Here is a 20,542-nt window from a genome sequence, read left to right as displayed (position 1 = left end):
ACTTTCGGCGGGATTGCTCGAAACCAAGCGCCGCACGGCAATCAGGCGGTCGCTCGGCAGATTTCTAGTTGCGCTCGCGAAGCGTTGTTGCCATGCCTTCGTTGTACGTTCCGTCCACCAAGACGAAGAGCATCCGGCACGGCTTGTCCGAGCGATTGGCCCAGGCGTGGTTCGTCCCACGCTGCACGACGACGCTGCCGGCCTTCAGCGCCACCTCGCCCTTGTCGAGCACCAGTGTGAGTTCGCCTTCGATCACGATGCCATAGTCGACCGTCTCGGTGCGATGCATCAGTGGATGCGGCGCAGCGTCGCCCGCGGTCGAGGCGCCGGCATCGCCGATCTCCTGGAAACCGGCCTGCATGTCCGCCGCGCTGCGCGAGAGCAGCTCGGGCGTGTCCGGCGGAATGTCCACGAAGCGGACCCGCGTGCCATTGCGCGGCGGGGGCAGCATCAGCGGTCCAGGCGTAGGGTCCGGGCCATTGTCGATGGCGGCGGGCGTGCCCGCTGTCGACCACACCTCGTGGAACACCACACCCTCGATGCCCTGCAGTTCGACCACCGTCGCAAGAGGTCCGTCGCTCGACACGACGGCGCGGCCCTTGTCGTCATGCCCTGTCACCACGCGGTGGATGGGAGGAAAGCTCATCTGCGGTCTCCTTTCGAATGAAAGATGTCAGCGCCGAATCACTCGGCGGTGATGTTGTTGTCCTTCACCACCTTGGCCCAGGCGCGTGCATCTTCGCCCAGGAAATGCCGGAAGGCCTCCGGTGGCTCGCCCACCGGCGTCAAGCCATAACCTTCGAGCTTGGCCCGGAATGCCGGCATGGCAACGACCTTCTGCGACTGCGCAAGCAGGCTCGCCAACACCGGCTCGGGCGTCCCCTTGGGTGCAAAGATGCCGTGCCAGGAATCGCCGACGAAACCAGGCAGCACCTCGGCGATGGCCGGCACATCCGGCAGGCCATCGATGCGCTTCGCACTCGACACGCCCAATGCCCGCACCTTGCCCGCCTTCACCTGCGGAATCGCGCCCGTGCTGGCGTCGAAGGCAACGTCGACACGCTGCGCGATCACGTCCGGCAGGAAATAGTCCTTGTAGGGCACGTGGGTCATCGAGACGCCGGCCTGGCCGAGCAGCCTCGCCATGGCCACGTGCGTGCCCTGGCCGATGCCCGCGCTCGCATAGGTCATCGCGTCGGGCTTGGCCTTGGCCTCGCGGAGCAGGTCCTGCAAGGTGCGGATCTTCGAGTCGTTCGAGGTGACCAGCACGTAGGGCACCGAGAGGATCCGCGTCACCGCAACGAAGTCCTCCACCTTGTACGGGAGCTTCTTGTAGACGTAGGGGTTGATCGAGAAGGTGTTGTTCACCGTCCAAAGCAAGGTGTAGCCGTCCGGTGCGGCATTCGCCGCGGCCTGCGCGGCAATGATGGTGCTGGCGCCGGGACGGTTCTCCACCACGACCGCCTGCCCGGTTGCCTTGGAGAACTCGTCGCCCCAGAGGCGCGCGATCACGTCCGGCGAGGTGCCCGCCGGGAACGGGACGATCAGCTTGACCGGCCGCGATGGGTACGCCGACTGTGCGCTCGCGGAAAAAGTTGCCGCTGCCAGCAGCGCGCCGGCCATGCCCAGCAGTAGTCGCCGGGAAAGGTTCTTCGTTGTCATGGGTTCGTCTCCATTGTTGATTGATCCGTCGTCGGTTGTGCCGGTGAGCGTCAGGCCCTCAGATCCAGGCGCCGCACGAGCGCCGGGAAGTCGGCCATGTCCTGGCGGATGGTCGCTTCGAGCACCTGCGGCCCACCGCCCACCAGTTCCCACCCGTTGACCTGGGCACGGGCCTTCATCTGCGTGTCGGCCAAGGCCCTGTCGAGCGCCCTGTTCAGCCGCGCGACGACCTCGGGCGACGTGGCGCGCGGCACCGCGAGGCCGATCCAGAACGATGGGTCGTAGCGGGCAAAGCCCGATTCGGCCAGCGTCGGCACGTCGCTCATCGAAGCCAGCCGCCGCGCGGCCGTCTGCGCCAGCGGCACGATGGTTCCGCCCTTGAGCCCGGGTTGTGCCGAAGAAAAGTCCAGCAGCGCCAGTTGCACCTCACCCGCCATCAGGCCGGTGGTGAGCGGCCCGGAGCCCTTGTAGGGCACATGGACCAGCTCGATGCCGGCCAGCGCCTTGAACTGCTCGATGGCGATGTGGTTGGTGGCCCCGATCCCGGCGCTGCCGTAGAACAGCTTGCCAGGCTGGGCCTTGGCCTGCGCGATGAAATCGCGCAGGCTGCGCCAGGGCGACCTGCCCGGCGTCGCCAGGATGCCGACTGCACGCAACGCCAGCCCGACCGGTGCAAGGTCGCGCGGCGGATCGACCTGCGCGCCCTGCTGCACCAAGGGCGCGACGATGTGATTGGAACGCGAGGTCACCAAAACGGTATAGCCATCCGCTGGCGCGTTGGCCACCGCCGCGCTTCCGATCAACCCGGCGGCGCCCGGCCGGTTGTCGATCACCAGGGGCTGCCCCAGTTCCGCGCGCATCGACTCGGCCAGGAAGCGCGCCACGATGTCGGACGGGCCGCCCGGCGGGTTGGGCACGACCAGCTTGATGGGACGCTGGGGATAGGGGCCATCGGCCCACGCGCGGCGCACGGCAAGAGGCGCGACGCCCGCCAGCAAGGCAGTGGCAAGGAAGGATCTGCGGTGGCTCATGCGCGTGTCTCCGAAGTGGGCAGCAATGCGGGCAGCGCCGTGCGCCCGCCCAGGGTTTCGGCCACCCAGTCGGCGATGTAGGCGCCGGCGTTGGCCGAGTTGTCGAAGCTGGAATGCTGGGAACCGCCCTCGCGGTCGGTGAAGACTTTCAGTTCCCGCCTGGGGCTGTTCACCAGTTGCTCGAAGGTGCGCTGGGCCCACTTCAGCGGAATCTGCGAGTCCTTCTCGCCGTGCGTCACGAGGAAGGGCACGCGAATCCGCTCGACGACGCCGTCCAGATGCACGTCCTCGGCGATGCGCATGAAGTCGTCGACGTCCCGGGCGCCCCACACCCAGCACACATGCGACCAGTAGTGCGGCACCGGGAAGCTGCCTTCCTTCTCGAGCCGCCGCTTCTGCACGTCGCGCCAGTCGTGGTTCGCACCCCAGACCACGCCGCAGGCAAAGCGCGGCTCCATGGCCACTGCCCGCGGGCAGTAGTAGCCGCCCAGCGAGACGCCCTCGCATCCGATGCGCGCGGGATCGACGCCCGCGCGCGTTTGCAGCCAGTCGACCACGCGACTGGCCCAGTGCTCACTGTCGTATCGCGCCGTGAGCCCGTGCAGCCGAAGCGCCTCGCCGGTGCCGGGCTGGTCGAGCACCAGCGATGCCACGCCGCGCTGGGCGAGCCAGCGCGGAAGGCCGACCCGGTACTTCATTTCCTTGGTCGAATCCAGGCCGTTCAGTTGCACGAGGATCGGTGCGCGAGCGCCCGACGCGAGGCCTTCGGCGCGGACGTAGAGGCCGGCCAGATGCGCGCCGCCATAGGGAATCTCGACGCGCTCGCAGTTCTCGCCGGCCAGCCGCACGCCGCGCTCGAAGGTGTCGAGGAAGCGTCGGTAGAGCGCCTCGCGCCCGGGTGCGCCGTGGGCCTGCAGGCGCTCGGCGGTGATCAGGTAGGTCGCGGCGCGCCCGAGCTTGTCGCCCGCGGAAATCAGCCGGCCGCTGGCCTCGTCCTCGGCCGCGAGTTCGCCGAGCTGGTCGGCCATGCACTCCCAGCTCTCGCGGAAGGCGGCCGAGGCGGCCGCATCGGGCTGGCGCGCGGCCTCCTGCAAGGGGGCGCACATGGTCTCGATCTCGCCCATCCGTGCACCCATCTCGATGGCGAGGTCGACCGACAGATTCCAGACGTAGTTGGTTGGGAAGTACTTGAACATGTGTCTCCTGTCTCGATGGGCCGCGCCGATGCTAGTCAGACGGGTGGCGCGTGACGAATGGTTCTTCCCGATGCGAGGTATGGGCTGGCGCCATACCTGGTTTCTGGTTCAGCCTCCGTCCGACACCAGCGTGCCGCCATCGACCACGAGCGTCTGGCCGTTGATGAAGCCGCCGGCCGGCGATGCCAGCATCGCGGCGACACCGGCCACCTCGTGCGGCTCGCCCACCCGGCGCAAGGGCGTCATCGCCAGGCGCCGCGCCATGAAGTCTTCGTCGTCCAGCAGCGCCTGCGCCAGCGGCGTACGGATCAGCCCGGGCGCGATGGCATTGGTCCGCACGCCGCGCGGTCCCCATTCGACGGCAAGGTTGCGCGCCATCTGCGACAGCGCGGCCTTCGTGAGGCCGTACAGGCCGATCGCGCGGTTGCCGCGTGATGCGGCGATGCTGGCCATCAGGATGACGCAGCCAGATTTGCGCGAAGCCATGCCGGGCACCAGCGAGGCACACAGCGCATGCACACTGGCCAGGTTCACCTGGAAGACTTGCTCCCAATCGGCTCGACCCACGTCGAGCAGTGGCCCTGCGGGACCCTGCATCCCTGCATTGCAGACCACCGTGTCGATGCGGTCGAAGGCTTCGAGGGCGCGGGGGCCGAGGCGCGCGGCTTCGCACGCGTCGGACAGGTCGGCGAACACCGTCCGCGCGCGCACGCCCCACTCACGGCATTGCGCAGCGAAGGCCTCCAAGTCGCTGTCGGCCCGGTCGGACAGCACGAGGTCGGCGCCCTGCCCTGCAAAGGCCCGAGCGATCGCCTGGCCCAGCCCGCCGGCCGCGCCGGTGACCAAGGCGACCTGGCCATGCAAAGCGAACAGCGCCGGGCCCGTCGGCTCAATCAAGCTGGACCCCCACCTCGCGGATCACCTTGCCCCAGCGGGCGGTCTCGGTGCGAATCAGCTCGGCGAACTCGGGCCTCGAACTGGGCGCCACCAGCAGGCCCAGCTCGGTATAGCGCTGCACCACGTCGGGCGACTGCACGGCCTTGACCAGCTCGTCGTGCAGCAGATTGGCGATGGGCTCGGGTGTGCCGGCCTTCACCACGACGCCGGTCCAGCCCGGGACGTCGAGCGACGGCAGGCCCAGTTCGCCGATGGTCGGAACCTGCGGCAGCTGCGGCAGCCGGCGCTCGCTGCCCACCACCGCGAGCGCCCTCGCCTTGTTCTCCCGCACCAGCGGGATGCTGCTGGGCGTCACGTCCAGCAGCAGGTCGATGTGGCCCGCCATCAGGTCCTGCACCGCCGGGGCACCGCCCTTGTAGGCCACGTGGGTCATGTTGCCCTTGACCTCGCGCTTGAGCATCTCCATCCAGATGTGCGGCTGGCTGCCCATGCCGTAGGAACCGTAGTTCAGGCCCTGCGCGGAACGTGCCGCCTCGAGCACGTCCTGCCAGGTCTTGAGCCTGCCGTTGGCCGGCACGATCACCAGCGTGGGTGAGACCAGCAGGCGGGTCAGCGGCATGAAGTCCCTGAGCGTGTCGTAGCTGAGCTTGGGATACAGGCCGGCGTTCATCGAGAACGGGCCGAGGTCGCCATAGAACAGCGTGTAGCCATCCGCGGGCTGCTGCTTCACGTGATTCGCACCGATCTGGCCGCCGGCGCCTGGCCGGTTGTCGACCACCACGGGCTGCCTGAGGCTGGCCGAGAGCTTCTGCGCGAGCATGCGCGACAGCGCATCGCCGAAGCCGCCCGCCGGGTAGGGCACGACCCAGGTGAAGGGCCGTGCCGGAAAGGCGGCGGCTTGCGCGCCGGCCCGGCCGGCGAAGGATGCCAGCGGCAGTGCGGCAGCCGTGCACAGCAGGGAACGTCGGGTTGGATGTTGCAGTGTCATATCGATGGGACGGCGGGGCCGTGCTGGGAGAAAGAAATCAGGGCTCGGATGGGGAAGGGACGCATCAGCGCCATGCGTCGTCCTCTTCGGCAAGCTCGAAGCCGGGTTCCAGCGCGCGCTGCACCAATGCGGCAGGCGTGCCGTCGTCGCGCAAGCCAAGCGCGCGCGCCGCACGATCGTCCAGCGGCGGGTAACGGCCGAGAACCGCCTCTACTGCGGCTTGCGGCTCATAACCCACCAGTTGGTCGCCGTCCACGCCGTAGACCGTCGACAGTGTCTGCACGACCTCGGCCATCGACAGGCGCAGTACCGGCAGCACCCAGGCGCGCGACCCGTCGTCGGCACCGCCGGCGCCCGGGTCCATCACCGCCGCATGCAGGAGGTTCTGCGCGCAGCGGCGCGCGGACATCCACCAGCCTGTCGCGGCGGGCGCGACCGGACAGATGAAACCTTCTCCCGCGCGGAGCGCATGCATCACGTCGCTCATGAAGGCCGAGACGAGGCCCGAGGGCGCGCGCGGACGCGCCACGATGCCCGGCAAGCGCAGCGAGCGGCCGTCCAGCAAACCACGGCGTGTGTAGTCGGCCAGCACGATCTCGCACGCGAGCTTGTGGGCGCCGTAGGTCATCGGCGGGCGCGTCGGCGTGGTTGGGCTGACCAGGTCCGGAAGCGGATGGCCGTAGACCGCGATCGTGCTGGCGTAGACGACGATGGGCGGGCCTTTGTCGGCGCTGCGCTTTGCGGCCGCTACGGCGAGCGTTTCGAAGAGATCCAGGCTCGCGTCGAGGTTCACCCGCCGGCTCAGCGTCCGATCGGCCTCGGCGGCGCCGCCGGGCACCGCCGCGAGATGGAAGCACACGTCCGGCGCGAAGGCAGCGATGCGCTCCCGCACCTGCGCGTGGGCCAGGTCCCCTTCGATCCGGACGACGTCCGCGGGTAGCGCGGCCCATTGCGTGTCGCATGCCGCCAGCTGTTCGAGGGGCCGGTCACCGACCCGTCGGCGGGCATGTAGCAGTTGCAGGAGGGTCGCGCCGATGAAACCACCGGCGCCGGTCACCAGCACGCGCATCCTCAGTCCTCGAAGATGGCGACCGCGCGGGTCCAGCCGGCAGAGGCGCCGCGGATCTTGTGCGGAAAGCAGCAGATGGTGAAACCATCGCCCGGCAGCGACTCGAGGTTGTGCAGCTTCTCAAGATGGCAATAGCCGATGTCGCGGCCGGCCTTGTGCCCTTCCCAGATGAGCGAGGTGTCGCCCGTCTCGGCGATGCGGCGCGCGGTGTAGGAGAACGGTGCGTCCCAGCTCCAGGCATCGGTGCCGGTCAGGCGCACGCCGCGCTCCAGCAGGTACATGGTGGCCTCGTAGCCCATGCCGCAGCCGGCCGACACATAGTCGTTGTGGCCGTATCGCTGGCCGGCACGGGTGTTCACCACCACGATCTCCATCGGCTGCAGCGCATGGCCGATGCGAGCCAGCTCCGCATCCACATCGGCGGCCGTGGCGACATGACCGTCCGGCAAATGCCGGAAGTCCAGCTTCACGCCGGGCCGGAAACACCAGTCCAGCGGCACCTGGTCGATGGTGATCGAAGGACGGCTCCCGCCCAGCTTCGCGTCCTGCGTGGAATGGAAGTGGTACGGGGCATCCAGGTGGGTTCCGTTGTGCGTTGACAGGCTCACCCATTCGGCGGCCGCCGCCTCGCCATCCGGGTAGTCCTCCGGCCGGGTGCCAGGGATAAGCTGCATGAACTCGTGCACGGTGTCGCCGTGCCTCTGGTAGGTGATCTTGGGCGCGAGCGGTGGCGGGTCCGAAAGGACATCGTTCTCGAGGAAGATGGACAGGTCGACGAAGCGAGGCATGGTGCGAGTGGCTCCTGCTCACGCCCGCGGCGGGGACGACTGCACTACGCGCTGGTCGATCACGCCGAAGACGGGCCGGTCTTCGAAGCGCGCCTCCATGCGCACGCGGTCACCGAAGTGCATGAACGGCGTCGTGCTGGCGCCGCTTTCGATCAGCTCGATGGCACGCCGCTCCGCGATGCACGCCGAGCCCCTGGCCCCGCCTGCGTTGGACACGGTGCCGGAGCCGATGATGGTGCCGGGCGAGAGCTTGCGCGTCTTGGCTGCGTGTGCAATCAGCTCGTCGAAGCCAAAGTTCATCTCCCGGCCGTTCGGATTGCCGAACCACTCACCGTTGTATTGCACGTTCAGGTCCAGATGCACGCGTGCGTCGCTCCAGGCCACGCCGATCTCGTCGGGCGTCACCGCCACGGGTGCGAAGCTGGAGGACGGCTTGGCATGGAAGAAGCCGAAGCCGGTGCGCATCTCGCGCGGACCGAAGGCGCGCAGGCTGAGGTCGTTGATCTGCACCAGCAGCAGGATGCGGTTGCGCGCGAGCGGCGCGGGACATCCCATGGGCACCTCCCGCACGATGACGCCGAACTCGCCCTCGAAGTCGATGCCATGCGCCTCGTCGGGCAACGGCACATCGTCATGCGCGCCCAACAGGTCGTCCGAGCCACCCTGGTACATCAGAGGGATCTGGTCGCTGTCCGGAATGGGCGCGATGTTGAAGGCCCTTTCCATCAGCCGGCCGTGGTTCAGGAACGCCGAGCCGTCGCACCATTGGGGCGCGCGCGGCAGGGGTGCCGCGGCCTGAGACGGATCGAAGTCGAAGGCACCCGGTGCTGTGCCGGCGTTGAGAGATCCGTAGAGCGCAAGGAGATCGGGCGCCGTGCTGTCCCATCGCTCCACCGCATCCAGCAGGCTGGGCGCGATGCGGGTTGCATCGACTGCCTGCCGAAGGTCGGTCGAAACTACGACGAGGCGGCCATCCTTGCGGCCGTTCGTGAGGGTGGCGAGTTTCATGCGTGAAAGTCTTCGTTCCAGTGGATGGGTGCCAACCCGGGCACGGGCGAGCGAAAGCTGGGCAAGGTGGTGCCGCGCAGGCTGCCCAGGTAGACGGTCTGCAGGTCCGGACCGCCGAAGGTCAGGCTGGCCATCCAGGGCGCAAGCGTGCCGCAGGCCGCGGCCATGATCTCGGGGGTCAGGGTGCGGGCTTCGTAGTGGGCGTCGAGCGCACGCGTGGCGTCGGGGTTGCCGTCATCCAGGAGCGTCAGCAGCTCGCCGTCCGGCGTGATGGCCACCAGCCGGTCGGCCATCACCAGGGTGACCCACAGATTGCCGAAGGCATCGAAGGCCACGCCGTCCGGGAACCCGGGGAGCCTCTGCGGCCCGTACACCTCGCGAAGGCCGAGCGAACCATCGGGCCGCACTCTCAGCCGGGAGACCCGGCGGGCGTTGCTTTCGACCACGTAGAGCCATTCCTCCGCCGCGTCCATTCGGACCTCGTTGGTGCCCTCGAAACCTTCGGCCACGATGCGAGGGCCCTGCTCGTCAATGACGGCGATGTAGCCGTCGGCCGCACGGGCGTTGATGGAATCGGTCCAGGGGTTCATCCGCGTGGTGACGGTGAGCCAGAGGCGGCCGGGCCGGTCGCGCAGCACGAAGTTGGCCTTCCCCAGTGGCTGGCCGTCGATGCGGTCGAACAGGCGGCGGACACGGCCCTCGCGGTCCATGATGTCGACCGAGTCGGTGCCCCAGTTCGCCACAACGATCTCGCCATTGGGCAGGAAGGCCATGCCGTTGGGCAGCGAGCCCTGGCTCTGCACGTAGCGGCTGTCGAAGTCGCTCGCAGCAGCAGGCTCCGCTGAAGCGCGCGGGACCACCAGACGCTGCTCGCCGCCGGGAGCAATGCGCATCGCGCCGCCGCGTGCATCCGCCGTCCACAGCGTTCCATCGCGCTCGGCCAGGATGCATTCGGGACGTTGGAGATCGTGGCCGACGTGCCGCATCGATGCCCGATCGACTTGCCAGCCCCGCAGGGGATTGTTCTTGACCATGCCGCTCTTGTGTTGAAGAGCGCGCAGGTTAGATGCGCCTCAGCGCCGGCACCAACGGTTTCTTCCGATGCCTGCCATCGCCCCGCGCAATACCTGCGCCTCGCTAAGATGGCCGCGGTACTGACGGAGACATCCCATGCGTTACCAGCGCATCGACCTCAACCTGCTGATCGCGCTCGATGCCTTGCTGGCCGAGCGCAACGTGACCCGCGCGGCGGAACGCATGCACATGACCCAGTCGGCCATGAGCGGCGTGCTGTCGAGGCTGCGCGAATACTTCGAAGATCCCCTGCTCGTGCCGGTGGGCCGCAGCATGCAGCTGACGCCGCGGGCCGAAAGCCTGATCGAGCCTGTGCGCAACATCATTCTGCAGGTGGACGCCACCCTCGGCGTCAAGCCCGAGTTCGAGCCGACGACGGCGCGCCGCCATTTCCGATTGATTGCCTCCGACTACGTGACGCAGGTTCTGCTGGCCGAAGTGCTCCGTCGCATCGCGCAGACGGCCCCGCACCTCAGCTTCGATGTGCGGCCTACGTACAGCGGCATGGCGCAGGACCTCGACCAGGGCCGCGTCGATTTCCTGATCACACCGGCACACCTCACGCTGGCCGAGCACCCGCAGTCGGTGCTGTTCGAGGACACCTATCACGTGATCGCATGCCAGCAGAACCTCGAACTGCAGGAACGCATCACCCTGGAGCAATACCGGTCGTTGGGGCATGTCGTCTATCAGGCGGACCAAGGCACCAATCCCTGGTTCGAACAGTGGTATGCAAACCAACATGGCAATACGCGGCGCGTCGAGGTCGTCGCGCACGGCTTCCTGCTGATGCCGCGCTTCGTCGTCGGAACTCGCCGGATCGCAACGATCCAGACCCGCCTGGCCAAGCAATTCGTCCAGGCCATGCCCTTGCGCCTTCTTGATCCGCCGCTCGAGACGCCCAGGCTGACCGAAGTGCTGCAATGGCACCGCTATCGCGACGATGACCCGGGCGTCGGGTGGGTTCGCGACCAGATCACAGAGCTAGCCGCAGCCATGCCGCCAATCTAGTGCCGCGCAATTCCATGTGCCGAGACGGCGCGCTGAGTCGCATCGGCGGGCCAGCAGCCATGGAAACCCTCCAGGCACAGCACCGCCCGCCCGCGGACATGCCTCGCTTGTGTTCCAGGGCCGAGCCCCGCGGGGCGGAGCAGAATCGGGAGGTCTCGTCGCAACCAAGGCTCATGACGCCGGTGGCGGGGCCGGCGGGGCTTCTTGATCGAACCGGGGGACCACCATGCATGACAGTGACCCTGAGGGCAAGCGCCTTCCCATCAAGCTCGACAGCACCTCGAATGGCGAGTTCGCACCGGTGTCGCTGTGGCCGGCGAACATCGAGGCCAACCGCCTCGCACACGAGGCCGCGGCAACCAACGCGAAGCGGCTGGGATGCTCGAAGCGAGCGTTCCTGACCTCGTCCTGTGGCGCAGCCAGCACGCTGCTGGCCTTCAACGCGGCCAACGCCGCGGCTGGAAGGACCGGCGGCTTCTTCGAGCTGCCCCGCGACGCCGAGCTGGATATGCAGCTCGCGCGTGCGCAGGTCGGCCCCGCCAGGCAGGAGTTCATCCTCGACGTCCAGGGTCACTTCATCGACACGCCGAAAGGCAATTCGAAGAACGCGGAGGTCTTCCTCAAGGACGTGTTCATGGACAGCGACACTGACGTGATGGTGCTGTCCTTCGTGCCCTCCGCTCGCGACGCCGAACCGGTCACGATCCAGGCCGCCGACGAGGTCCGCAGGCTGGTCGACAAGCTCGAGGGAACGCACCGGCTGCTGCTGCATGGACGCGTCAACCCGAACCAGCCCGGAGACCTCGAAGGCATGGACGAGTTGCACGAGAAGTGGGGCATCAGCGCCTGGAAGACCTACACGCAGTTTGGACCGAACGGCCAGGGCTACTTCCTGCACGACGACGTCGGCATCCGGTTCATCGAGAAGGCTCGCGCACTGGGCGTCAAGAACATCTGCATCCACAAGGGGCTGCCGTTCGGACCACGCTCCTACGAGCACAGCCAGTGCAGCGACATCGGCGTCGTCGCCAGGCGTTACCCGGACGTGAACTTCCTGATCTATCACTCGGGTTTCGTCAGCACGGTGACCGAAAAGGCCTACGACGCGAGCGGCAAGAGCGACGGCATCGACACGCTGATTGCGTCCTTGCGCAAATACCAGGTCAAGCCGAACAGCAACGTCTATGCGGAGCTGGGCAGCACGTGGCGCTTCCTGATGCGTGACCCCGAACAGGCGGCTCACGCCCTGGGGAAACTGATCGTCGCTTGCGGCGAGAACAACGTGCTGTGGGGCACGGATTCGATCTGGTACGGCTCACCGCAGGACCAGATCCAAGCCTTCCGGACGTTCCAGATCTCGGCGGAACTGCGCGAACGGCATGGCTATCCCGAGATGACGTCTGCGCTGCGGGCGAAGATATTCGGTGTCAACGCCGCGAACGTGTACGGCTTGACGCCGACGGAAGTGAAGCGATACGCCGCCCGCGACTCGGTCGCCCAAAAGCGCATGGCCTACCTGGAGAAACCCGATCCTCACTTCAGGACCTACGGGCCAAAGACGCGACGCGAGTTCCTCAGGGTGTTCGATCCCGCTGGCTGAGCAGCACAGGGGAGACTGTTGGCGGAAGACGCGCTCACCCGGTACGTCTCCGCACCTTCACGGCGTGGTCCACCAGCCGCTCCATCGGCACCAGAATCGTCCTCTCAGCTTGTTTCGGCCGCTTCGCGCGCCGAGTGGGGGGCCAGCCGGCGCCTCAGAGACGTGGTCATGACCGACGCTTCGCCTTCGATCACGACGGTGTCGCCCACGCGGCAGGTGGTCGCCAGCACGGCACGCGCCCTGGCCTCGTCGATGCTCACCACACTCACCGTCGCGTGGACGGTGTCGCCCGGCCTCACCGGCGCACGGAACTTCAGCTGCTGGCCGAGATACACCGTGCCCGGCCCGGGCAGGCGATTCGCGACGGCGGCCGAGATCACGCTCGCGGTCAGGTAGCCATGCGCAATCCGCCCGCGGAACGGTGTGGTCTGCGCGAACTCCTCGTTGGTGTGCATGGCGTTGTTGTCCCCGGACACGCCGGCGAAGAGCACGATGTCGGCTTCCGTGATCGTCTTCGAGTAGGTCGCATCCATGCCGGGACGCAGGTCCTCGACGTCGTAGCCGCCCAGTTCATTCATGGCTCGGTTCTCCTGGTCACATGCCGGTGTAGTTGGGGCCGCCACCGCCTTCGGGCGCGACCCACACGATGTTCTGCGTCGGATCCTTGATGTCGCAGGTCTTGCAATGCAGGCAGTTCTGCGCATTGATCTGGAGTCGTTCGGCGCCGTCGCCGCTGCTCACGAATTCGTAGACGCCCGCCGGGCAGTAGCGGCTCTCGGGGCCGGCATAGCGGGCGAGGTTCACGTTCACCGGCACCTCGACGTCCTTGAGCGTCAAATGCGCCGGCTGGTCTTCAGCATGGTTGGTGTTGCTGACGAAGACCGAACTCAGGCGGTCGAAGGTCAGCTTGCCATCGGGCTTCGGGTACCTGATCTGCATGCAGCGCTCGGCCGGCAGCAGCGATACATGGTCGGGCTGGGTGTTGTGCAGCGTCCAGGGCGGATTCGCGATGCCGATCTTGGGCAGCAGCCATTGCTCGACGCCGGTCATCAGCTGGCCGATGCGCGGCCCCTTCTTGAACCAGAGCTTGAAGTTGCGCTGCTGGTCGAGCTCCTGCTTCAACCAGCTTCGCTCGAAGGCTTCGGGAAAGGCGCTCAACTCGTCGTGCGAGCGGCCGGCCGTCAGCGCGGCAGCGACGGCTTCGGCGCACAGCATGCCACTCTTGATCGCGGCATGGCTGCCCTTGATGCGCGCCGCATTGAGGAAGCCGGCATCACAGCCCACCAGGGCGCCGCCCGGGAACACGAGCTTGGGAAGGGCCTGCGGCGTGCCGATGTTGATGGCGCGTGCCCCGTAACCGATGCGTTTGCCACCGTCGAGGTGGGCGCGGACCGCGGGGTGCGTCTTCCAGCGCTGGAACTCCTCGAAGGGGCTCAGCCACGGGTTCCTGTAGTCCAGGCCGACCACGAGGCCGAGCGTGACCTTGTTGTCCGACAGGTGGTAGAGGAAGCCACCTCCGAAGCTCTCGTCGGTCATGGGCCAGCCGGCGGTATGGACGACCAGACCGGGCTTGGCTCCATCCGGATCGATCTCCCACAGCTCCTTGAGACCGAGGGCGAAGCTCTGCGGATCCTTGCCCTCGGCCAACTTGTAGCGCTCGATCAACTGGCAGCCGAGGTGGCCGCGCGCGCCTTCGGCGAAGACGGTATAGCGGCCGAGCAATTCCATGCCCAGCTGGAAGCTGTCGGTCGGCTCGCCGTCCTTGCCCAGGCCCTGGTGCCCCGTGGCCACGCCCCTCACGCCACCTTGCGCGTCGAACAGCACTTCTGCTGCGGGGAAGCCGGGGAAGATCTCCACGCCCAGGCTCTCGGCGTGCTGCGCCAGCCACTTCACGAGGTGGCCGAGTTGCACCACGTAGCAGCCGTCGTTGTGGAGGTTGCGCGGCACCAGCCAGTCCGGCACACGGCGATCGCCGGTCTCGGAGAGGAACAGCACGTCGTCGCCCGTCACCTGCTGGTGCAGCGGCGCCCCGAGCTGCTTCCAGTCCGGCAGCAGTTCGGTGATCGCGCGCGGGTCCATCACCGCACCGGAGAGGATGTGCGCGCCCGGTTCGGAGCCCTTCTCGAGCACGACCACTGACGCATCGGGATTCAGCTGCTTCACGCGGATGGCGGTGGCCAGGCCGGCGGGCCCGCCGCCGACGACGACCACGTCGTAGTCCATCGCGTCTCGCGGTCCGAACTTCTGGAGGATGTCCTGGGGTTTCATGTTGACTCTCGGTGCGCGCAATGAGATCAGCGCCGGGCAGCGCGGATCGCCTGCACAGCTTCCGGGTTGACCAAGGTGCTCAGATCCCCCGCGTCCTCGCCCAGCCAGGCCGACCGAACGACACGCCGCATGAGCTTCATGTTGCGGGTGCGCGGCAGGTCGGCAACGAACACGATGTCGGCTGGCTTGAAGGCGCCGCCCAGGCCCGCCGTCACCGCGGTCGACAGGACCTTGATCGCCTTCTCGCGGTCGGTATCAGGCCGTGCGACGCACAGGCAGACCACGGCCGTGCCCTTGATGAGGTCGGGAACACCGATGGTGACCGCGTCCTCCAGCAGCCCCGTGCCCATCAGCAGTGCCTCGATTTCAGCGGGCCCGGTGCGTTTGCCGGCGATCTTGAGCGTGTCGTCCGAGCGCCCGTGCACGTACCACATGCCATCGGCGTCACGACTTGCGAAGTCGCCGTGCACCCACAGATCCGGCAGGCGCGACCAGTAGCTCTCGAGGTAGCGCTCGCGGTCGTGCCACAGCCCGCGCGTAAGGCCGATGGTCGGCGTGCGCATCACCAGTTCGCCGGTGACTCCCACGCCGACGGAAGCGCCATTGCTGGCGTCGACCACGTCGGCGCCGGTGCCCGGCACGGCACCCGCAAAGGCACAGGGCTTGAGCGGATGGATCACGGTGCCGGTCAGGATGCCGCCCATCTCCGTGCCACCCGAGAAGTTGAGCAGCGGCACGCGACGCTGTCCTACCCGCTCGAAGGTCCAGTGCCAGGCTTCGGGCGTCCAGGGTTCGCCGGTGGAAATCATCACGCGCAGCGAGCTGAGGTCGCGCTCGGCCAGCGCGGCGTCCGGCAGCGACATCGACAGGCGCGCGATCGTGGGCGCCAGGCCCAGGTAGGTGACGCGATGGCATTCGACCAGCCGCCAGAGGCGGTCGGGCTGTGGATAGTTGGGCGCCCCTTCGGCCAGCACGACCGTGGCGCCGACGAGCAGGCCGCCGAACACGAGCATCGGCCCGACGAGCCAGCCCATGTCCGACATCCAGAGGAAGCGGTCCCCGGCCTTGAGGTCCATGCAGATCGAAAGGTCCAGCGCCGTCTTGATCGGAAAGCCGCAGTGCGAATGCACGACGCCCTTTGGCTTGCCGCTGGTGCCCGAGGTGAACATCAGCAGGAAGGGATCGTCGGCCGGCATGGCTTCCGTCGCCACGTCGGCCACACCCTCGGGCGCGCCTGCGGTGAGCTCGTCCCACCAGTGATCGCGCCCCTGCGTCCAGTCGTGCGGAGCCGCGAGATGGCGCAGGACGACGACGTGACGCACGCCCGGGCAGTGCGCCAGGGCGACATCGACGACGCTCTTCGCCCCGACCGGCTTGCCACGACGCGCGGAGCCGTCGACGGTGATGACAGCCACCGCCCGGCCATCGTTCAGGCGTTGGGTGATTGCGTCCGCACCAAAGCCAGAGAACATCGGCAGCACGATGGCGCCGATCTTTGCGACGGCCAGCATCGCGGCGGCAGCATGCGGGAGGTTGGGCAGGTACATGCCGACGACGTCACCGCGTCCGATACCGAGACCGCGCAGGCCCCAGGCGAGGCGGCAGGTCTCGCGGTCCAGATCGGCGAAGGTCCAGGTGCTCACTGCACCGTCTTCGCCTTCCCACACCAGCGCCGGCTGTCCGTAGTGCTCGGTGCCGCGCCGCCGGTCGAGGCAGTTGAGCACCACGTTCGTCACGCCGCCCACGCACCAGTGCGCGAAGGGCAGCCCGTCGCCCACGTCCAGCACCCGCTCGTACGGACGTTCGAATCGGTAGTCGAGGAAGCGGATCAGCTCGTCGTGAAACCAGCTCGGGTCCATGCTCGCGCGCTCATTGAGCGCCTCGAAGCTGTCGACGCCCAGCGCACGCATGAAGCGGGTCAGGTTGGCCTCTTCGACCATCGCCGTGTCGGGGCGCCAGACAACGCCGGGGGAAGTGGAAGGATCGATCTGCATGATGTGCATTCCCATCAAAAGGGGAGAAACGAGGCGGTGGCCGCGCCTTCAGTTGAACGCGGCGATGCCGGTGATCGCACGGCCGAGGATCAGCGCATGCACATCGTGCGTGCCCTCGTAGGTGTTGACCACCTCGAGGTTGACCAAGTGGCGCGCCACCCCGAACTCGTCGCTGATGCCGTTGCCGCCGAGCATGTCGCGTGCGACGCGGGCGATGTCCAGCGCCTTGCCGCAGCTGTTGCGCTTCATGATCGAGGTGATCTCCACGGCGGCCGTGCCCTCGTCCTTCATGCGGCCCAGGCGCAGGCAGCCCTGCAGGCCAAGCGAGATGTCGGTCAGCATGTCGGCCAGCTTCTTCTGGATCAGCTGGTTCGCCGCGAGCGGACGACCGAATTGCTTGCGGTCCAGCACGTACTGGCGGGCACGCTGGTAGCAGTCTTCGGCCGCCCCCAGGGCACCCCAGGCAATGCCGAAGCGCGCGCTGTTGAGGCAGGTGAACGGGCCCTTCAGACCGCGCACGTCAGGGAAGGCGTTCTCCTCGGGGCAGAACACCTCGTCCATCACGATCTCGCCGGTGATGCTGGCGCGCAGCCCGACCTTGCCGTGGATGGCCGGTGCCGACAGGCCCTTGGCGCCCTTGTCGAGCACGAAGCCGCGGATCGCGCCTTCGTCGTCCTTGGCCCAGACGACGAACACATCGGCGATCGGGCTGTTGCTGATCCACATCTTGCTGCCGCTGAGGCTGTAGCCGCCCGGCACCTTCTTCGCCCGGGTGATCATGCTGCCCGGGTCCGAGCCGTGGTTCGGTTCGGTCAGCCCGAAGCAGCCAATCCATTCGCCCGAGGCGAGCTTGGGCAAGTACTTCTGCTTCGTGGCCTCGTTGCCGAATTCGTTGATCGGGACCATCACCAGCGAAGACTGCACGCTCATCATCGAACGGTAGCCCGAGTCCACGCGCTCGACTTCGCGCGCGATCAGTCCGTAGGCGACATAGTTCAGCCCGGTGCCGCCATAAGCCTCGGGAATCGTCGGCCCGAGCAGGCCGAGCTCGCCCATCTCGCGAAAGATCGCGGGATCCGTCTTTTCCTGGCGGAACGCGTCCTGCACGCGCGGCAGCAGCTGCTCCTGGCAGTAAGCGTACGCCGCATCGCGGATCGCGCGTTCGTCGTGCGTGAGTTGCCCGTCGAGAGCGAGTGGGTCGTCCCAGGCGAAGGTGGGATGCGCGGAAGTCTTGGCCATGTCTGTCTCCTAGTGCTGGTTCATCAGCTCGCGGCCGACGATGATTTGCTGGATTTGCGTGGTGCCTTCGTAGAGGCGCAGAAGCCGCACGTCGCGGTAGAAGCGCTCCACCGGGTACTCGTTGATGTAGCCGGCGCCGCCGTGGACCTGCACGCCGCGGTCAGCCACCCGGCCAGCCATTTCAGTGCAGAACAGCTTGGCGCACGACACGCGCATCGAGACGTCGGGGTCGGACACCTGCGGTGGCTTGCGGTCGAAGCGCTCGGCCACCTCGCGCACCAGGGCCCACCCGGCGAGCAACTCGGCCTGGCAGTCCGCCAGCATGGCCTGGATGAGCTGGAACTCGCCCAGGCGCTTGCCGAACTGCTTGCGTTCGCGTGCGTATCGGGCCGATTCGTCGAGCACGCGCTGCGCGATGCCACAGGCCACCGCCGAGATGTTCAGGCGCCCGCGGTCGAGCACCTTCATCGCGTCTTGAAGCCTTGGCCAGGGACGCCGCCGATGATGTTGGCCGCCGGAACGCGCACGTTCTCCAGGATGACGTCGCAGGTCATCGTGCCGCGCTGGCCCATCTTCTTGTCCTTCTTGCCAAGCTTGATGCCGGACAGGTCGGCGGGGACGATGAAGGCCGAGATGCCGGAGGCGCCCGGACCGCCGGTGCGCGCCATCAGCGTGAAGGCGCCGGCGCGCGGAGCGTTGGTGATGAAGCGCTTGGTGCCGTTGAGCACGTAGTGGTCGCCGTCGAGATCGGCCTTGGTCTTCAGCGAGGCGGCGTCCGAGCCGGCATCGGGCTCGGTGAGCGCGAACGACATGACCAATTCGCCACTGGCAACGCGCGGCAGGTAGTCCGCCTTCTGGTCGGGCGTGCCGTCCATCAGGATGCCCTGCGAGCCGATGCCGATGTTGGTGCCGAACACCGAGCGGAAGGCCGGCGCGGTGCGGCCCAACTCGAAGTTGACCTGCACCTCCTGGCTGACCGACAGGCCGATCCCGCCGAACTCCTCCGGCACGGTCAGGCCGAACAGGCCCATGTCCTTCATGGCGTCGACCAGTTCCGGCGGGACTTCGTCGTGCTCCTCCAGGTGGTTCTCGGCGGGCACCAGCCGCTCGCGCACGAAGCGCTGCACGGTGGACAGCAGGATGTCGAACGATTCGGTGTCGAAGGCCATGGGTGTGCTCACTTTGCGTCGATGTGCTGCTCGGTCACTCGAGAACGATCTTGCGGTCCTTGATGAGGGTCGACAGGCGTCTTGTCCTCCTCGGCCAACAGCTTGCGGAACTCGGGTTGCGCCAGCGGCGCCGGCTCGGCGCCGAGGCTGTTGAAGCGCTCCTTGAGCGCCGGGGCCGCCAAGGCCTTGGTCAGTTCGCGCGACAGGCGCTCCGTAACGTCGGCGGGCAGGTTGTTCGGCGCCCAGACGCCGAACCAGATGTCCAGGCTGGCGTTCTTGATGCCGAGGTCGGCGTAGGTGGGCGCGTCGGGGAAGAAGGGCGACTTGCGGTCGCTCGCCACGCCCAACAGCTTGACCTTGCCGGCCTTGATGTGCGGAAAGGCGATGCCCGGATCGAAGGCGAAGTCGGCCTGTCCGGCCATCACGTCCTGCAGGGCGGGCGCGGACCCGCGATAGGGCACGTGCGTGATGTAAGTGCCCGTGCTCTGCTTGAACAGTTCACCGGCCAGGTGGGGCGGTGTACCGGTGCCTGACGATGCGTAGTTGAGCTTGCCTGGCTGGGTCTTGGCGAGCGCGACGAGGTCCTTGATGTTCTTGGCCTCGATCGTGGGCTTGGCCACGACGTACATCTGCATGCGGCCAATGCCCATGACTGGCGTCAGGTCGCGCGAGGGCAGCACATTGGACTTGAACAGGTAGGGGTTGGCCGTCTCGACCGAGGTCGGCGCAACCAGGATGGTGTAGCCGTCCGCAGCGGCTCGGCCCACTTCGGCGGCGCTCATGTTGCCGCTGGCACCGGGCTTGTTGTCGACGATGACGGGCTGACCCAACGATTCGGTGAGCGCCTGCGCCAGGGCGCGAGCCATGACGTCGGTGCCACCGCCAGGGGCGAACCCGACCACCAGCCGGATGGGCTTGGTGGGCCAGGCCGTCTGGCTCACCGCGGGCAGGCTCGCTCCGGCCAGAAGCGCCGCTGCGCAGGCTGCAAGCAAACGGCGCTGCTTGAAGTGGGAAGTCGATGTCGAAGTCATGGCTGTCTCCTGGTCGTTGTCCATTGGGCGCTCGGGTTATCTGGCGTACTTGCGGAAGTCGGGCTTGCGCTTTTCCTTCAGGGCGTTGACGCCCTCGCGCGACTCTTCGGTGTCGTAGTACAGCTTCAGCGCGTACATGCCCATGCCGGCGATGCCGCTCTGGTGTGCCGTGTCCATGTTGAAGCTGCGCTTGGCGATCGCGATGGCGGTGGGGCTGCGCTCGCAGATGGTCTCGGCCCACTCCTGCACGGTCTCGTCGAGCTTCTCGGGCGGCACACAGATGTTGGCCAGGCCCATGGCGACGGCCTCCTGGCCCGAGTAGCGCTTGTTGAGATACCAGATCTCGCGGGCCTTCTTCTCGCCGACGACGCGTGCGAGGAAGGCGGTGCCGTAGCCCGGATCGACCGAGCCCATCTTCGGGCCGACCTGGCCGAAGACGGCCTTCTCGGAGGCGATGGTCAGGTCGCAGATGGTGCACAGCACGTTGCCGCCACCGATGGCGAAGCCCTGCACACGT

General features: G+C 67.4%; 18 protein-coding genes and 1 pseudogene. 2 read left to right on the top strand and 17 right to left on the bottom strand.

Annotated elements, in window-relative coordinates; genetic code table 11:
* Nucleotides 1–64 precede the first annotated feature (64 nt).
* The 10 genes from QTH97_RS21840 to QTH97_RS21795 form a co-directional block, all read right to left on the bottom strand.
* Complete coding sequence (locus QTH97_RS21840; protein ID WP_286570564.1) at nucleotides 65–646, bottom strand: cupin domain-containing protein; 582 nt, start codon at nucleotides 644–646, stop codon at nucleotides 65–67.
* A 38-nt stretch (nucleotides 647–684) separates the two neighbouring features.
* Nucleotides 685–1,662 carry a Bug family tripartite tricarboxylate transporter substrate binding protein gene (locus QTH97_RS21835; RefSeq protein WP_286570563.1) on the bottom strand — a complete coding sequence of 326 codons (978 nt, stop codon included), beginning with the start codon at nucleotides 1,660–1,662 and terminating at the stop codon, nucleotides 685–687.
* Nucleotides 1,663–1,712: 50 nt separating this feature from the next.
* Entirely contained in the window at nucleotides 1,713–2,693 is a 981-nt protein-coding gene (locus QTH97_RS21830; RefSeq protein WP_286570562.1) for a Bug family tripartite tricarboxylate transporter substrate binding protein, read from the bottom strand.
* On the bottom strand, nucleotides 2,690–3,889 hold the full coding sequence (locus QTH97_RS21825) for an alpha/beta hydrolase family protein (RefSeq protein WP_286570561.1): 1,200 nt from the start codon (nucleotides 3,887–3,889) through the stop codon (nucleotides 2,690–2,692). Before QTH97_RS21825 ends, QTH97_RS21830 begins: the two co-directional genes overlap by 4 nt.
* Nucleotides 3,890–3,997: 108 nt before the next feature.
* A complete protein-coding gene (locus tag QTH97_RS21820; RefSeq protein ID WP_286570560.1) occupies nucleotides 3,998–4,786 on the bottom strand; it encodes an SDR family NAD(P)-dependent oxidoreductase in 789 nt (262 codons plus the stop codon).
* A complete protein-coding gene (locus QTH97_RS21815; RefSeq protein WP_286570559.1) occupies nucleotides 4,779–5,774 on the bottom strand; it encodes a Bug family tripartite tricarboxylate transporter substrate binding protein in 996 nt (331 codons plus the stop codon). Before QTH97_RS21815 ends, QTH97_RS21820 begins: the two co-directional genes overlap by 8 nt.
* A gap of 64 nt (nucleotides 5,775–5,838) precedes the next feature.
* Nucleotides 5,839–6,843, bottom strand: a complete 1,005-nt coding sequence (locus tag QTH97_RS21810) for an NAD-dependent epimerase/dehydratase family protein (protein ID WP_286570558.1) — start codon at nucleotides 6,841–6,843, stop codon at nucleotides 5,839–5,841.
* Nucleotides 6,844–6,845: 2 nt separating this feature from the next.
* On the bottom strand, nucleotides 6,846–7,631 hold the full coding sequence (locus QTH97_RS21805) for a cyclase family protein (RefSeq protein ID WP_286570557.1): 786 nt from the start codon (nucleotides 7,629–7,631) through the stop codon (nucleotides 6,846–6,848).
* Nucleotides 7,632–7,649: 18 nt separating this feature from the next.
* The gene (locus tag QTH97_RS21800; RefSeq protein ID WP_286570556.1) at nucleotides 7,650–8,639 is read right to left on the bottom strand and encodes a fumarylacetoacetate hydrolase family protein; all 990 of its coding nucleotides are present in this window, start codon (nucleotides 8,637–8,639) and stop codon (nucleotides 7,650–7,652) included.
* A complete protein-coding gene (locus QTH97_RS21795; RefSeq protein ID WP_286570555.1) occupies nucleotides 8,636–9,673 on the bottom strand; it encodes an SMP-30/gluconolactonase/LRE family protein in 1,038 nt (345 codons plus the stop codon). The genes QTH97_RS21800 and QTH97_RS21795 overlap by 4 nt, the downstream gene beginning before the upstream one ends.
* A 136-nt stretch (nucleotides 9,674–9,809) precedes the next feature.
* Between QTH97_RS21795 and QTH97_RS21790 the strand changes: the two genes are divergently transcribed.
* Entirely contained in the window at nucleotides 9,810–10,724 is a 915-nt protein-coding gene (locus QTH97_RS21790) for a LysR family transcriptional regulator (RefSeq protein WP_286570554.1), read from the top strand.
* A 226-nt stretch (nucleotides 10,725–10,950) separates the two neighbouring features.
* A complete protein-coding gene (locus QTH97_RS21785; RefSeq protein ID WP_286570553.1) occupies nucleotides 10,951–12,324 on the top strand; it encodes an amidohydrolase family protein in 1,374 nt (457 codons plus the stop codon).
* Between the two features lie 104 nt (nucleotides 12,325–12,428).
* Here QTH97_RS21785 and QTH97_RS21780 read toward each other — a convergent pair whose 3' ends face one another.
* The 7 genes and pseudogenes from QTH97_RS21780 to QTH97_RS21750 form a co-directional block, all read right to left on the bottom strand.
* A complete protein-coding gene (locus tag QTH97_RS21780; RefSeq protein ID WP_286570552.1) occupies nucleotides 12,429–12,902 on the bottom strand; it encodes a MaoC family dehydratase in 474 nt (157 codons plus the stop codon).
* 16 nt (nucleotides 12,903–12,918) lie between these two features.
* Complete coding sequence (locus tag QTH97_RS21775) at nucleotides 12,919–14,592, bottom strand: electron transfer flavoprotein-ubiquinone oxidoreductase (protein ID WP_286570551.1); 1,674 nt, start codon at nucleotides 14,590–14,592, stop codon at nucleotides 12,919–12,921.
* Between the two features lie 26 nt (nucleotides 14,593–14,618).
* The gene (locus QTH97_RS21770) at nucleotides 14,619–16,586 is read right to left on the bottom strand and encodes an AMP-binding protein (protein ID WP_286570550.1); all 1,968 of its coding nucleotides are present in this window, start codon (nucleotides 16,584–16,586) and stop codon (nucleotides 14,619–14,621) included.
* Nucleotides 16,587–16,634: 48 nt separating this feature from the next.
* On the bottom strand, nucleotides 16,635–17,825 hold the full coding sequence (locus tag QTH97_RS21765; RefSeq protein WP_286570549.1) for an acyl-CoA dehydrogenase: 1,191 nt from the start codon (nucleotides 17,823–17,825) through the stop codon (nucleotides 16,635–16,637).
* A 9-nt stretch (nucleotides 17,826–17,834) separates the two neighbouring features.
* Nucleotides 17,835–18,994: pseudogene (locus QTH97_RS21760) on the bottom strand (acyl-CoA dehydrogenase family protein).
* 8 nt (nucleotides 18,995–19,002) lie between these two features.
* Nucleotides 19,003–20,025 (bottom strand): tripartite tricarboxylate transporter substrate binding protein, encoded by a 1,023-nt coding sequence (locus QTH97_RS21755; RefSeq protein ID WP_286570548.1) that lies wholly within the window; start codon nucleotides 20,023–20,025, stop codon nucleotides 19,003–19,005.
* A gap of 36 nt (nucleotides 20,026–20,061) precedes the next feature.
* A partial coding sequence (locus tag QTH97_RS21750; protein ID WP_286570547.1) for an enoyl-CoA hydratase-related protein occupies nucleotides 20,062–20,542 on the bottom strand: 481 nt, incomplete at its 5' end.

The organism is Variovorax gracilis (assembly GCF_030317115.1).
Classification (GTDB): domain Bacteria; phylum Pseudomonadota; class Gammaproteobacteria; order Burkholderiales; family Burkholderiaceae_C; genus Variovorax; species Variovorax gracilis.
Note: the sequence above shows the minus strand (reverse complement) of the source record. Positions and strands in the feature narration are given on the sequence as shown.